This is a genomic window from Phyllobacterium phragmitis (assembly GCF_002980495.1).
Classification (GTDB): Bacteria; Pseudomonadota; Alphaproteobacteria; order Rhizobiales; family Rhizobiaceae; genus Paramesorhizobium; species Paramesorhizobium phragmitis.
The window spans coordinates 1-13,456 of record NZ_PVBR01000044.1 but is presented as its reverse complement, the minus strand read 5'-3'; the positions used below and the strand labels follow the sequence as shown (position 1 = coordinate 13,456).

Annotated in this window: 19 protein-coding genes, 1 tRNA gene and 1 pseudogene; 17 read left to right on the top strand and 4 right to left on the bottom strand. The window is 59.9% G+C overall.

Annotation, left to right across the window (positions count from 1 at the left end):
* The first annotated feature begins 50 nt into the window (after positions 1-50).
* Positions 51-127, top strand: a tRNA-Met gene (locus C5748_RS26625).
* On the opposite strand, the gene C5748_RS26620 is transcribed toward C5748_RS26625, so the two are convergent.
* The 4 genes from C5748_RS26620 to C5748_RS26605 all read right to left on the bottom strand — a co-directional run bounded on the left by C5748_RS26620 (position 84) and on the right by C5748_RS26605 (position 2,776).
* Positions 84-1,781 carry a recombinase family protein gene (locus tag C5748_RS26620; RefSeq protein ID WP_105745997.1) on the bottom strand — a complete coding sequence of 566 codons (1,698 nt, stop codon included), beginning with the start codon at positions 1,779-1,781 and terminating at the stop codon, positions 84-86. The two genes, C5748_RS26625 and C5748_RS26620, sit on opposite strands and share 44 nt — an antisense overlap.
* 28 nt (positions 1,782-1,809) lie before the next feature.
* Positions 1,810-2,235: a hypothetical protein gene (locus C5748_RS26615; RefSeq protein ID WP_105745995.1), complete on the bottom strand. Its 426-nt coding sequence runs from the start codon at positions 2,233-2,235 to the stop codon at positions 1,810-1,812.
* Positions 2,236-2,245: 10 nt separating this feature from the next.
* Positions 2,246-2,500: a type II toxin-antitoxin system prevent-host-death family antitoxin gene (locus C5748_RS26610; protein WP_105745993.1), complete on the bottom strand. Its 255-nt coding sequence runs from the start codon at positions 2,498-2,500 to the stop codon at positions 2,246-2,248.
* A 66-nt stretch (positions 2,501-2,566) separates the two neighbouring features.
* Positions 2,567-2,776 (bottom strand): hypothetical protein, encoded by a 210-nt coding sequence (locus C5748_RS26605; RefSeq protein WP_105745991.1) that lies wholly within the window; start codon positions 2,774-2,776, stop codon positions 2,567-2,569.
* A gap of 148 nt (positions 2,777-2,924) precedes the next feature.
* Between C5748_RS26605 and C5748_RS26600 the strand changes: the two genes are divergently transcribed.
* From C5748_RS26600 to C5748_RS26535, 16 genes and pseudogenes are all read left to right on the top strand, one after another.
* Positions 2,925-3,155, top strand: a complete 231-nt coding sequence (locus tag C5748_RS26600; protein ID WP_105745989.1) for a DUF6429 family protein — start codon at positions 2,925-2,927, stop codon at positions 3,153-3,155.
* 263 nt (positions 3,156-3,418) lie between these two features.
* On the top strand, positions 3,419-5,209 hold the full coding sequence (locus C5748_RS26595; protein ID WP_105745987.1) for an inorganic diphosphatase: 1,791 nt from the start codon (positions 3,419-3,421) through the stop codon (positions 5,207-5,209).
* Entirely contained in the window at positions 5,206-5,655 is a 450-nt protein-coding gene (locus C5748_RS26590) for an NUDIX domain-containing protein (protein ID WP_105745985.1), read from the top strand. Before C5748_RS26595 ends, C5748_RS26590 begins: the two co-directional genes overlap by 4 nt.
* 643 nt (positions 5,656-6,298) lie before the next feature.
* Positions 6,299-6,979 carry a DNA methyltransferase gene (locus C5748_RS26585; RefSeq protein ID WP_105745983.1) on the top strand — a complete coding sequence of 227 codons (681 nt, stop codon included), beginning with the start codon at positions 6,299-6,301 and terminating at the stop codon, positions 6,977-6,979.
* 125 nt (positions 6,980-7,104) lie between these two features.
* Positions 7,105-7,353, top strand: coding sequence for a hypothetical protein (locus tag C5748_RS26580; RefSeq protein ID WP_245581996.1), 249 nt, complete (start codon positions 7,105-7,107; stop codon positions 7,351-7,353).
* A gap of 290 nt (positions 7,354-7,643) precedes the next feature.
* On the top strand, positions 7,644-7,859 hold the full coding sequence (locus C5748_RS26575) for a transcriptional regulator domain-containing protein (protein WP_105745979.1): 216 nt from the start codon (positions 7,644-7,646) through the stop codon (positions 7,857-7,859).
* 82 nt (positions 7,860-7,941) lie between these two features.
* Positions 7,942-8,427 carry a DUF2285 domain-containing protein gene (locus C5748_RS26570; protein ID WP_105745977.1) on the top strand — a complete coding sequence of 162 codons (486 nt, stop codon included), beginning with the start codon at positions 7,942-7,944 and terminating at the stop codon, positions 8,425-8,427.
* A gap of 144 nt (positions 8,428-8,571) precedes the next feature.
* The gene (locus C5748_RS26565) at positions 8,572-8,844 is read left to right on the top strand and encodes a helix-turn-helix transcriptional regulator (RefSeq protein ID WP_105745975.1); all 273 of its coding nucleotides are present in this window, start codon (positions 8,572-8,574) and stop codon (positions 8,842-8,844) included.
* Positions 8,845-9,873, top strand: a complete 1,029-nt coding sequence (locus tag C5748_RS26560; protein ID WP_105745973.1) for a replication initiator protein A — start codon at positions 8,845-8,847, stop codon at positions 9,871-9,873.
* Positions 9,870-10,316 (top strand): annotated as a pseudogene (locus tag C5748_RS29605) (DNA cytosine methyltransferase); the annotation flags it as partial. The gene C5748_RS26560 and the pseudogene C5748_RS29605, both read left to right, overlap by 4 nt.
* 61 nt (positions 10,317-10,377) lie before the next feature.
* Positions 10,378-11,229: a hypothetical protein gene (locus tag C5748_RS29115; RefSeq protein WP_245581994.1), complete on the top strand. Its 852-nt coding sequence runs from the start codon at positions 10,378-10,380 to the stop codon at positions 11,227-11,229.
* Positions 11,172-11,363, top strand: coding sequence for a hypothetical protein (locus C5748_RS29110; RefSeq protein WP_245581993.1), 192 nt, complete (start codon positions 11,172-11,174; stop codon positions 11,361-11,363). Before C5748_RS29115 ends, C5748_RS29110 begins: the two co-directional genes overlap by 58 nt.
* A complete protein-coding gene (locus C5748_RS26550) occupies positions 11,360-11,875 on the top strand; it encodes a DUF2840 domain-containing protein (RefSeq protein ID WP_105745969.1) in 516 nt (171 codons plus the stop codon). Before C5748_RS29110 ends, C5748_RS26550 begins: the two co-directional genes overlap by 4 nt.
* Positions 11,872-12,417, top strand: coding sequence for a S26 family signal peptidase (locus tag C5748_RS26545; RefSeq protein WP_105745967.1), 546 nt, complete (start codon positions 11,872-11,874; stop codon positions 12,415-12,417). The genes C5748_RS26550 and C5748_RS26545 overlap by 4 nt, the downstream gene beginning before the upstream one ends.
* A 67-nt stretch (positions 12,418-12,484) precedes the next feature.
* Positions 12,485-12,820, top strand: coding sequence for a DUF736 domain-containing protein (locus tag C5748_RS26540; protein ID WP_105745965.1), 336 nt, complete (start codon positions 12,485-12,487; stop codon positions 12,818-12,820).
* A 4-nt stretch (positions 12,821-12,824) separates the two neighbouring features.
* A partial coding sequence (locus C5748_RS26535; RefSeq protein WP_146119637.1) for a transglycosylase SLT domain-containing protein occupies positions 12,825-13,456 on the top strand: 632 nt, incomplete at its 3' end.

Genomic DNA, 13,456 nt, shown 5'->3' with positions numbered 1-13,456 from the left:
TCATACATGACCCGAAAAGCCTACGCAGTCGCATACAGTCAAACCTTTGACGCGGGGTGGAGCAGCCCGGTAGCTCGTCAGGCTCATAACCTGAAGGCCGCAGGTTCAAATCCTGCCCCCGCAACCACCGATCCAGACACTCCCGTAGCTAAAGCTGCGGGAGTTTTTGTTTGTGCAGCCTTTCCAATGGCTTGCCGCTCCGTCCATTCGAGGATCGTGCGCAATTCGCCGTGCAGCGTCGCGAAAATCTCGCCCCGTTCCGGCCCCGGCGTCAGCACGATCTTCTCGATCAGCATCCGCAGGGCTTCCGCCGCTTGCGCCCGTTCTTCGGGCTTGTTCAGTGCGTCGGTGAGGACCGCGACTTTCTTCGCATAGACGGCCGAGGTGCTCGGCAGCAGGTCCGGCACATCCTCGGGCACGTCGGCGAGGAGGGCGGTTAATTCGCTTTTGCGCGCCTCCAACGCATCCATCTCGGCCTTCATGCTCTCATGGAACATACCGGCCTTGATCGCCTCGATGATGCCCCTGATCTGCTTCTCAACCTTCACCAGATCCGCCTTCCAGGCGTCGTCGCTCGAGCGGCGTTCCCGGTTCAGCCGGTTCGTCTCCTCCGCACAGGCGCGCATCGCCTCCGCCGCGACTTCCGGCGCCATCATCCGGTCCTTGAGTCCGGCGAGCACGCGGCTCTCCAGTTCCTCACGCGGGATGCTGCGGCTGTTGGTGCAGGCGCCTTTGCTGATGTGGTTCGAACAGGCGAAGCGATCGGCGCCGCGTAAGCTATAGGGGCCGCCGCAGCAGCCGCAGAACACCAGTCCCGACAGCAGCGACTTCGGGCGGCGCGCGCCGTTCAGCCGGTTCTTTTTATGATGCGCGCGGACGGACTCGGTGACGTTCGCAAACTTCTCGGCGATCTCGCCCTGACGTTCGCGGACAGCCTGCCACAGTTCGTCGTCGACGATGCGCAGTTCGGGAACATCCTTGACGATCCATTCCTTCTCCGGATTCAGCCGCGACACGCGCTTGCCGGTCGAAGGATCTTTGATATAGCGCAGCCGGTTCCAGATCAGGCGGCCGATATAGAGTTCATTGTTGACGAGACCCGTGCCGCGCTTCACATGGCCGCGGATGGTGGTGTCGCTCCACAGCTTGCCGCCGGGGCCGGGAACGCCTTCATCATTCAGTGTTCGTGCAATCGTGCGCGGCCCGACGCCCGTAGCGAAGTCACGGAAGATGCGTCGGACGATATTGGCCTCAGCCTCGTCGATCTCGCGATCCCCGCGGATCGGATCGCCGCGCGCATCGAGTTGCTTTATCACCTTGTAGCCATAGCACAGCCCGCCGCCCGACTTGCCGTTTTCGACACGGCCGCGCAGCCCGCGATGGGTCTTGGCCGCCAGGTCTTTCAGAAACAGCGCGTTCATCGTGCCCTTGAGCCCGACATGCAGTTCCGTGATCTCGCCCTCGGCCAGCGTCACGATCGGCACGCCGGCGAACTTCAGGTGCTTGTAAAGCGTGGCGATGTCGGCCTGGTCGCGGCTGATCCGATCAAGCGCCTCGGCGAGCACGATGTCGAACTGGCCGGCCTGTGCATCCTGCAACAGCATCTGGATGCCCGGTCGCAGGATCATGCTCGAACCGGAAATGCCCGCATCCTTATAGATGCCAACCACTTTCCAGCCCTCGCGCTTTGCCTGCTCGCGGCAGATGCGGAACTGGTCCTCGATCGAGGCATCCCGCTGGTTGTCGGAGGAGTAGCGGGCATAGATTGCAACGCGAGTCATCGGGCGGTCCCTTTCCCAACTTGGTGGTTCAGCGACGCACCGCGCCGCTCTTCTTTGCTTTTGCCAGTTCGAGGAAGCTGGCCTTGATCTTGGCGAACAGCCCCGGCGGAATGAAGCCGTAGCTGAACTCTCCCCGCTTGCCGGGAACCGGCGACAGCCCGCTATTGGGCCATTCGTCGATATTGTGTTCCGATACGATCACCCAGCTCGGCGCGTCGTCGAGGCCAATGGCTTGCTTCACTTTCGCCGGGATCTCGATTCCGACCGTATCGCCGGAGGGCGGGGTGTGCGTGATCGGCAAGAGCACCACGTATCGCGGGCGGACCGCGCTATCTGTCGTAGCGACGAGGCAGGTCGGACGGTCCTTGCCCTGATCCTGGCCGGCTGCGGCCTCATGTGTCCAGAGATAATCGTAGCGGACAACGAGGCCGGGCTTTGGTTCGGGGAGTGCCACGTCGTTCGCCTTACTTTAGCAGGTCATCAAGGTGAGCGTGCTCCGGCTCCATCTCGGCGCGCTCCACCGCGTCGATCACGACATCGGCGGCGTCCGCCGTGCGATGCGCGCGCTGCGCGGCGGCGCGGAGCCAGTCATAATGGTCGGCGGACATCAACACGAACTCACGCCGCCCGTGCCGGGTGATTTCCACTGGCTCGCGCTGCGCCTGATGCTGGAACTCGCCGAACTTGCGCTGGAATTCGAGGGAACCGACTGTCGGCATGGCAGGCATCCTTTCAAATCGAATGCCTGAATTATACGTGTAATTCGTCTTTTTGCAAGGGTGATGTCACGCATTCCCAAGCGCGTGCCGTTGCTTTCGCGCCTTGCGCTCCAATGCCATCTTCCGCTCGAACTCTTCACGGGCGATCTGCCTGCCGATTAGCCGGGCAAGAATCAGGATCGCTTCGTCGGCGCGATTACCCCTGTTCTGCGCCGTTTCGGGCGAGGCTGAAGATCCGAAGACCTCGATGCTGATCTTGTTTTGTTTGAGCGCCATCGTCTTTCAAATTCCCTTGCCCGGAAAGGGTAAGGACTATCGAAGAACCGGATGGTCGAGAAAGAAAAGCCCTTGATCGAAGCCATGCGGGAATCAGGATATCATGGCGTATAAAAAGGATGGTCTTTAACCGGGGAGTATTCGCGCAATGGAGATCGACAAGGACAAGATAGACGATGCAATTCTGGCGCTTCTTTACCTGACGCTCGACCGCGACGGCCGCGCATGGAAGGGATTCGATTGGGACGCGATGAACCGCCTGCATGAAAAAGGCTTCATCGGCAATCCGGTCAACAAGGCGAAGTCCGTCTGGCTCACCGACGAGGGGATTGCACGGTCGGAGAAACTGTTTCGCGAGATGTTCACGATCAGGGAATGAACAGCATGATTTTCCCGACAGAACTGCGTGAGCCGTTCTCGACAACAAGATCATGAGGCAGCGCGCCGCGGCGCGCTTGGTGATTTTCTGAATAAAAGCCAATGGACTATCGGTTGGGCGTAGTCCGTGCCCAACACCGCGGACCTGTACGCCAGTGAGCCGCTCTGCCACCTGCGTCGAAAATCCCGGCGAGCCGGACATCATGCAATTGACATGATGAACTGGTTCAACGTGTACTCTATCTCAATGTAAACAGGCATATAATGAGCGATGCCATGATTGAGCATTGTTATTCCGTAGGGAGCAAAGCTCCGGTCATATTGAACATCGTTATAGAAATCCCGGCCACCGACGCGATGACCCAAAAACTGGAGGTCGACTTGTCGGATTGCACGGTGATTAGTGCTGGCGAGGTTTATCCACCTGTACCAATCTACTGGCACTATGGCTGCATCCCGCAAACGCTAGACAGCGAAGGGGAGGCGCTGGATATAATTCTGTTGATGGATGAAACCTGTGTCAGCTCAGGGGATGAAATCGAAGTGCGTCCGATTGGCGTTGCTAGGATCACGGATGGATGGGAGATCCAAGACGACAAGATCATTGCTGTCCGCAACACGAAGCAGCATGCGCTTATCCGCGAAATTAATGATTTGCCGCCTGTAACGACAGTCGATGATAAACGGATTTCGTTTAAGGACGCTGTAGCTGATTTTTTCAAACAATACAGAGCGGAAGGCGGCATAATTCATTCGGGTTGGGGAAATAGTCGCGAGGCGCGTGCAATCATTGAGAACGGCTTAAAGAAGTATCACTGTGTCCCACTGGCCAAAGACAAGGACAGCGCACATATATTTCCATTGTATCAGCACATTTTCATCCCGCCGCCCCCGAGGCATTACGGCGAAACGCATTTTCTTGAAGAAATCGAACAGGTCAGAAGTCTGTACGAAAATCAGGAATATCACTCCGATTATGGCTATATCATCTCCGGAGCGGCGCTGAAAACAGCGTTACGGCAGGCTGGCTATAAAGTCGGCCGATCAAGATTGCGTGGGCATAATCGGGCGGCAGTGATTGATGAACGTTTGCGGATCGCCGATTGCCTGATCCGCTATGGTGTCAAAGTCTTCACCGCATCAAATGATCTGGACTGGCTGGAAAAAGCCGAAGCACGCGGTGTTGCCACTGCACAGATCGAGCATGAAGAGTATGATGTCGAAAACGTTGCTGGTATCAGCGCTTTGGACCTGTGGACGATTCACTATCAGCGTGCCGATGGCACACATATTGCCGTTGTAGAACATGATGTTGATACTGTTGCGCTGAAGGAGCGGTTGCTCACGATTGGCATTGCCAAAGAGGACGAAGCTTGCCACGTTCTGAATGTTCCGGATCGCCTCATTCCGTGGGAAGTTCCGGCGAGGGGCGGCAAGAGGATCACACAGGTCACGAACTGGATTGATTACGGCTTCAATATCTGGCCCGATAAGCAGAACCGGCCATATCTGGTGATCGGTGATGCGGTCAGAAAAATTGCCGAAGCGCAAGGAAGAAGGCGCGAACTAGACGCTTTTGTGAAGCGGTGCGAGCGCGAGTTTGACGGTGTGCATTTTCTGAAACTGGCAGAGGGACAGCCTTATGGATCGCCAACGAACAGCATTGATGTCGGGATGGCGATTATCAGCAATAGCAGTCTCGTAGAGAAGAGCCGTCTTGAAATGCAAGAGGTTTTGCAAAGACCCATCGACAACAGCCTGCATCTGACAGAAGACGCTCCCGGGTTGCGATGCGCCGTGTTTCCCGTCGATAAACCGACATATACACTTCTGCAGGAGGGTGATCCGTTGCATCATTTGTCCATTGACCGGAACTTCATCGATCCGCTTGATCCAATGGATGCATTTTTCGATGTCTTCGGTCCTGAGCACCGAGAGCTTGTGGTCCGGCTTAAAGACAAACGCCAAGCGATGGGAGAAGCTTTGTGCGTCCAGAATGCCGTCACCCTCAGAAGGCGCAGTCCTGTTGCGCACAACAGGAAGAGATTTTCATGAAACATCGCATTGCGGCGGGAGCTTTGGTTGTCCGCAACAATCGGCTTCTTCTTCTTAGGCACCAGAACGGCATTTACGATTTTTGGGCACCGCCGGGCGGAGGGGTCGAAGACAATGAAGAGCTTGCCGCAGCCGCGGAGCGCGAAACCTTTGAGGAAGCGGGTATCCGTGTGCGTTCAGGTTGCCTTGCATATATCGACGAGTTGATCGATGACAGCGGCCGAATGGTCAAGTTCTGGTTTCTGGCTGATTATGTCTCGGGTGAGGTCAATGTTACGCTCAACCCCGTTGCCAATGAGGCGATCACAGAGGCGGGCTGGTTTTCGCGAAATAAGCTGCCATCTGGTCATGTATTCCCGGCGCTGATTCGGGGTGGCTTCTGGGACGACTTGGCGCGCGGGTTCTCCGCACCGATTAAGCTTCCGCTTCAACATTCAATTTTTTGACCGTCGGCAGCACCGCATTTTGAATGCCGCAAATATGTAATATTAAAACTTGCTTCATTCAAAAAGGCGGTAACCATGCGAGTAGGGACGCCTATAAATTGTGAGCGTACATGTGCCTGTCATTGTCCTTATTGACAGGAATAAGGACAATGACAGGCATGGCTATTATCGATGGGAACCTGACCGCGCAGGTCGGTCGCCTTGAGATTGTCAACACAGGGTCGCCGCCGAAATTTCAGCGCCGAAGCGAAGCGGCGAATCGTGGCTGAAAGTTTTCCGGGCGAGAACCAGATCAACGCTACTGCGCAGCGACATATGAATCTGTTGCTGAGCGCAGCCCTGTCCACGCTCGGGCTTCTGTTTGCAGTGGTGATCCAGTCCTACGTCTCACGCACCGGAAAATAGCCCCCCTCGCTCGCCGGGATGATCTATGAAACCTTTGTTGATTCAGGGTTGCTTAGGGCTCCGCCCTCGGCGCGCTGCGAAGCGTCTTCCGCCCGGCTTCCTCCGCGTCGTTCCTCCGCTCTGTGCAGCCGGTTCCCCGCGAAGACGCTTGCTCCGCTTGCACACCCGCTGTTCCGCACGAGCTCGGGAAGCAGCAGCGAGGTGCTGCTTCGCAGATCAAGGGAAAAGGAAAGCGGACATGACCAGCAACGCCAACAATATCACACCCCGCAACACGGTTCTGAACGCCGATTGCATCAGCGCCATGCGCTCTTTCGAAAGAGCATCGGTGGATTTCATCCTGACCGATCCGCCCTATGTGACCCGCTTCCGCGACCGGCAGGGGCGCACCGTCACCAATGACGATAACGGACGCTGGCTTCGCCCCGCGTTCAACCAGATGCACCGCGTTCTGAAAGACGGAGGTTTCGCCGTTTCGTTCTATGGCTGGAACAAGGTCGATCTGTTCATGGACGCATGGAAGGCGGCAGGTTTCCGCGTTGTCGGTCATCTGGTTTTCCGCAAGCGTTATGCCTCATCGGCCCGGTTCCTTCGCTACGAGCACGAGCAGGCTTATTTGCTGGCGAAGGGTAATCCGACACTCCCCGCGCATCCCATCCCGGATGTTCTGGATTTCCCCTACACCGGAAACCGGCTGCACCCGACGCAAAAGCCGACTGAAGCCCTCACACCGTTGATCGAGGCATTCACCAAGCCGGGCGAGCTTGTACTGGACCCGTTCTGTGGCAGTGGCTCGACCCTGGCGGCAGCACAGAAACTCGGTCGGGACTGGATCGGCGTTGAACTGGACGCCGCCCATTCCGAGACGGCGAACAGGCGGCTTGCATGGTTGCAGCAGCGGGGCAGGGCGGCGGCATAAGCCGCCCCATTCCCGACGGTTGCGCCCGTCCGCGCGGCGGGCGCTGCAATCCCACAATCTTATAGGAATGGATTTTCAACATGCGCTGGATCGTGACGGTTGATTATTGGGGAAATTGCCTTGGCATGGGCGAGGACGACGACGGCGTTCCGGCCCGCGGCAAACCTGAACAGGGTGACGCCCTGCCAATGGAGTTCTGGCTTTGTGACGCCAGGGAAAATGTGGTGTTCGAGGGCCGTTGCGGCGACATTGACGCCGATTGGTGGCATGGCTTCGAGCCGTTGATGGCGACCTGGAACATTTTTCGTTGCCGGCGGCTCTATTATCGCCGGGCCAGGACGAAAGAACCCTGGCGCTTGCTCAAGCAGACATAACGGTTGATCCCGACAACCTCGCGCCTTCCTTCAAGGGAAGGCGCGTTTCAAAATTTGCGCCGATCCGCCACGGCGGATCGGCGATGCGGCCATGCACGAGACATGGCCGCTGCTCGCCGGGCTTGGCCCTGCTCCCTGAGGAAGAAAAATATCACCGGGACAAAACAACGAACTGATCGGATTAGGCGATCTACTTATCTGATAAAGATGACTACACCTCAACGTAAAGCTGCCAGATGCTCCCGTATCGGGTTGTAGTTCACAACCTGCTTTTGGGAGGAGGTTGCGCCATGTTGAGTATCGATTGGCGTACACCGGCGGCGTACAAGCACGCGAAGAGCATCCCTGCCGCCGGTTTTGCTTGGGAATATCTTCGACGCAATGACGAATATCAGCGCGACTTTCGTGCGATCACGCCAATAAAAAACTTGTCGGGGCGAAGGCTGGAAGCATTTTCACAGCGCTGGGGGTTGCGATTTTCCATGCGATCCCGAAATATCCGTTGATCGGCAATCACAGTTCTGGATTCCCGATCTCCAGCCGCAGGCTGTAATACTTTCGCCTGTTCAGAAATCCGCCAATCGGCAGATGCCGGCTTTCAGGCTGGCGCAGCTCGATGGGCTCGATCTGCGCAAGGCAGATGACGGCTGGCACGGTCTGTGGCCCGTGGATGGTGTTGTTCACCAGTTGTGGTTGCCTGATGGCGTACCCGATGCGGCGACACGCTACGCCGTCACCTCGCCGATGGATTCCTTTCTGGAACTGCGCGCCCATGCAGCGCGGCGATTGTGGCGTTCGCTTAACGGTCGTACGCCCGGCCCGGATTTTCGCAGAATGCCGTCGCAACTCCGCGAGTTTCATATTCTGTCTCTGCGCGCGCTTGACGCACGGCTGCATGGCGAAAGCTATCGCGCCATCGCCGAAGGACTGCTCGGATTTCATGGCGACAAGACCGATTGGGAAAACGATCCGCGCAGGAACAGAATCCGCCGCCTCGTTGCCCATGGCCTTGCCATGGTGATAGGCGGCTATCGGCCGCTGCTGCACTATCCCGTAAAGCCCTGGCAGAATTAGACCGGCCATATTGGTGGCTGAAGGGGGCCGTAAAAGCATGGTCGCAATTGCGGCCCGCTACAGGTCGCCGATTTCTCGCCATGGTTCGCGAAACCCCGCTGTCGCCACCGACAGCCTCGGTAATCGACGAACAGAGGTGAGACGATGAACAACCGTCGCAATGCGGATTTACCGCCGCGATTCCTGCGTACGAAAGAGGCCGCGCATTTCCTCGGCATTTCGCTCCGCACCCTTGAGAAGCACCGCACCTACGGCACCGGCCCACTCTACCGCAAGATCGGCGGCCGGGTCGTTTATGCCGTGAACGACCTTGAAGCCTGGACTGCCATCGGCGCCAGAAAATCCCCGAAGGAGCAGGGTGCCGGTACGGTCTTTCCCGCGCGTCGGCTCACTCCCGAAGAGCGGGGGCGGTTCTGAATGCCGCGCGATCAGGACCATCATCCCGCGCTGCCGGTCGATGCCGGCGAACGCAGCCGCCTCGATCCCTTCGTGATCGTCACCGGAGACGCCGCGCCGCGCGACCAGCGCGATTTGATGGAGCGACCGTTCTTTTCGCTGGCAAAGACGCCGCGCACCAGGCCGATTCTCTACAAGGCCGCCGATGTCGAGGTGCAGGTGTTCGCCATGCCCGAGCATGGCATGGCGACGATATGGGATGCCGATGTTCTGATATGGGCCGCGTCCCAGATCGTCGCGGCCGAGAATATCGGCCTTCAGACGTCGCGCTTCTTTCGCTTCATGCCGTATCAGCTCCTGCGCGGCATTGGCCGCTCCACCGGCAACCGGGATTATCTTCTGCTGAAGGCTGCGCTTGCGCGCCTGCAATCCACCGTTATCGCCACCACGATCCGCAATGGCCCGCATTGGCGGCGCCGGCAGTTTTCGTGGATCAACGAATGGGAAGAGATGACGACGCGCGCCGGCCGCGTCGAGGGCATGGAATTCGTCTTGCCCGAATGGTTCTACAAGAGCGTCATCGACCGTTCCCTGGTTCTGACCATCGACCCGGCGTATTTCCGGCTGAAGGGCGGCATCGAACGCTGGCTCTACCGTGCCGCCCGCAAGCACGCCGGACACCAGAGCGAAGGCTGGGCATTCGAGATCAGCCATCTTCACGAAAAGTCCGGCAGCCTCGCGCGCCCGTCCGACTTCGCGCTCGACCTTCGCCGCATCGCCGCGCGCCAAGCCTTGCCCGGATACCGGCTTCGGATCGAGTGGGAGGATGGTCGCGAATTGCTGCGTTTCCTGCCCAAAAAACTATCCACAGTGCCTGTGGAAACCCATGTGGATACTATCGGGAGATCAGGCGCACGCAGTATCGGGACATCAGGCGCAAATCGCGCAGCGCTCTTTATAGAAGAATCTAACAGAGAATCTAACTCTTCTTCTTTGACGCGCACGCAGGCGAGGCATGGTGCCGGTGCCACCCGTCGAGGTGCGCCATGATGCGCGTGCTCGACCTGTTCAGCGCAGCAGCCGGTGGCTGGTCGCTAGGCCTTCATCGCGCCGGATTCATCACAATCGCCGCCTGCGAAATCGTCGAATGGCGGCGCATCCTTTACACAGAGAACAATCCTCATGTCAGACTCTACGACGACATCCGTGAGCTCACCGCAGCTCGACTTGTTTCCGACCTTGGCATCCTTCCCGACATCATCGTCGGCAGCCCGCCCTGTCAGGACATCTCCAGCGCCAACACCAAGGGCAAAGGGATCGAAGGCGAACGGTCGGGCCTCTACCTCGAAGCCGTCCGGCTGGTCGGAGATTGCCGCCCTCGCTGGTTCGCTTTTGAGAACAGCGCTAATCTGCGAACTCGGGGCGCTGACCGGCTGCTCGGCGAACTGGACGCGCTCGGCTACGCCTGCGAGCCGTGCGTGGTGGGTGCTTCGGATCTCGGCGCCAACCATATCCGCAAACGATCCTGGCTCATCGGCTACGACCCTGAACAGCTTGCCCACACCCGTCTCGCAATCCCAACAGGGTGGCATCCGTCTGGAGGGCGGGTCGGGTGCGCGCCGGGCGATGAAGGAATCGGGCCTCTACGATCTGTTCCGCAATCATCCGCTGCCGACACCGATGGCTTCGGACGGAATGATGGATGGCACGGGCGGCGGCGCGGGGTCGACATATCCGTTGCGCATGATCCTGGCTACACCACGGAAATCAGACGCGGATCGCGGTGGCCGGGGCGATGTTCTCAGCCAGTTGCAGGGCCATGCCAGCCGCCATGCGGGCATGATGGGAACGCCGACAGCCAATGCGGCGCCGCGTGGCAGCGTTCTGCGCAAGCTCAAGGGCCGGATGACATCGGACCAGGACGATTTCGACCAGACGCCGACGATGAGCGAGGCGCTGCATTTCGACAGGCTGGATCGGCCTTATGGCCTGATGCCGACGCCGGTGAAGCCGAATGGCGGCCGGAGATTGAGCCGCCAGGAGATCGTGACGGGCAAGCGCTCGAACGGCGCGAAGGCGCAGATCGACACGCCGAATTTGTTGCGGCATGCGGCGGAAATATTTCCCACGCCGACGAAACGCGACAGCCGGATGGACGGCTGGAGTCCGGCCTACGACCGCCGGAAATCTCCGACGATGGATGCGGTGATGGACGGCGCGATGACGGATCGGGCACCGGACAAATGGGCGGGCGCGCGGGCGCTGGCGGCAATGCTGCGGGGCCATGGGCTGACTGGAACGGCGGCCTTGCCCGTCACCTACGGCTGGATGATGGGCTTTCCGCCTGGGTGGCTGGCACGCGCATTGCACTCGGCGGTCGCAAAGGGACTTCTGCGGCCAGCCTGATCGTTGAAGCATTTGGCGACGCCGTTCTCCCGCAAATCCCCGAAGTCATCGGCCGCGCCATCCTGCGCACCGAAGCCGCGCTCGACGCGGTGCTCGACCGCACATCTATCGACATTCCCGGAGACCACCAATGACTCAGCGCACCTTTCCCGGCGCGCGCGGACGCGACCTTGCGGATGCGCCACCCTTCACCACTTTGGTGGAATTGGCATTCCAGCGAAAAAAGATCGAGCACTGGATACGTTTCGGCCGCAAGAGCTATGAACAGGTTCTCGACCGCCGCCGCACAGTCGTTGGCTTCGCGCCGGACAGCATCTTTGCGTTTGTGCGATGGGCAGCAAACGACTACGGAACCGTCATCTCGCGCATCGACATCGTGCGGGCGGTTGGCCGCAACGAACCGTTCCAGACCTTGCCCTTCGTCCGTCCCGGCGGTGACATCCTGCTGCGCCTCAATGGCTGGCGACAAGTGCAGCGCGCGCTTGCGGCCATCGACGCGGTGGAAGCACTCGGTCTCGATGCGGCGGATGTCTCGCCTGATCACTGGCGGCACGTTCACAACCGCCTGACTGCGGGCCTCGACCCGCATGCCTATACCTCCGAGCGGCATGCCGCCTGGCTTTCTCGCCGGAGGATCGCGCCATGACGCGCCGCCATTATCTTACGGTGACGGCACTGGCGATGCTCGCCATTATCGCCGCGAGCGCCGTGGAGACGCCAACCAAACTTATCTGGAACGCGACCGCCAGCGCGCCCGTCGGCTTCTACACCATCGAGCCAGCCGACCGGATCGAGGTGCCCGACCTTGTCGCGGTGATGCCGCCCGAACCGCTCGCCACCTTCATGGTCGAGCACGGCTATATCGGACGCGGCGTGCCGCTCCTGAAGCGCGTCCTCGGCCTGCCGGGACAGCGAGTTTGCCGCATCGGCCGCAGCATTACGGTTGACAGCGTGGAGATGGGCGAGGCGCTGGAGCGCGACCGGATCGGCCGCGAACTGCCCGTCTGGCGGGGCTGCCGCGTCATCGCGGATGGTCAACTCTTCCTCATGAATTGGGACGTTCGAGACAGCCTCGACGGCCGTTATTTCGGACACATCCCTGCAAGCTCCGTCATCGGCCGTGCACTGCCGCTTTGGACCGATGAGGATGGCGACGGCCGCTTCGTCTGGCGCGCGCTGACGCACTGACCGCTTCCCCATCGGCGGGAGCGGTGTCCGCCGATGGCTTTCCCAACACCACCGCATGGAGACAGTTATGGCGCAAATCGGTCAATTCCATCGCGACGCATCCGGCTTTGCCGGGCAGCTCGTCACGCTCACCCTCAACCGCGAACTTGTCATCGTCCCTGCCGAACATTCAGATGTGGTGAACGCGCCGGATTATCGCGTTCACCACATTGCGCACGATGGCCCGGAGGTCGGTGCTGCGTGGAAGCGCACCGGCGAGAAGGCCGGCGAGTATCTTTCCGTGCTGCTCGACGATCCCGCCTTGCCGCAGTCGATCCGCGCCAACCTCTTCCGCGACGACGATGCGGGCTCGTCATGGTCGCTGCACTGGACCCGCCCGAAACCGCGCGAAGAGCGGGACTAAGGCCATGCGGTCCCCTGTCATCATCGCGCTCAAAGCTTTCATTCCTTTGTTCGCGGGAAAGCCGGCTCATTCCTTCGTCCCGCTCGACCAGAAGTCGGCCGGCGCGCGCAGCGAAGGTCAAGGGCGGCCAACGGCCGGCGCTTTGCGCGCACCCTTGACCGCAGCGAGCACGCTGGCAGGCTGGTGGTTCGGCGGAGAAAGGTCGAGCTGGCGCTATGCCGTTCCCTTGCTCGCTGGCGGGTTTGCGCTTGGCACGGGACCGGCCGTGACGCTGGCGCAATCTGCGCCCGTCGCGCGCACGGTCACCGTCGCTCCTCATGGCGGTCATATCGCGGAGGCGTCGCAGCGCTTCGGTATCCCCGAGCACTGGATTCGCGCGGTTCTGCGCGCCGAGAGCGCCGGCGATGTGCGGGCGGTTTCGTCGGCCGGAGCGATGGGATTGATGCAGATCATGCCCGATACCTGGGCGGGGCTGCGCGCCCGCTACCGGCTCGGGCGCGATCCCTATCGTAGAGTAGGGATGAAGCGCTTTACCCCGTTTACCGGGGCAAGTTTCTTCATCCCTCTCGCCAAACCGGACGTGCGAGTTTCCCCGCATCCGGCTTTCTATGCACGACTTTCGTCGCGGGTGGTCCT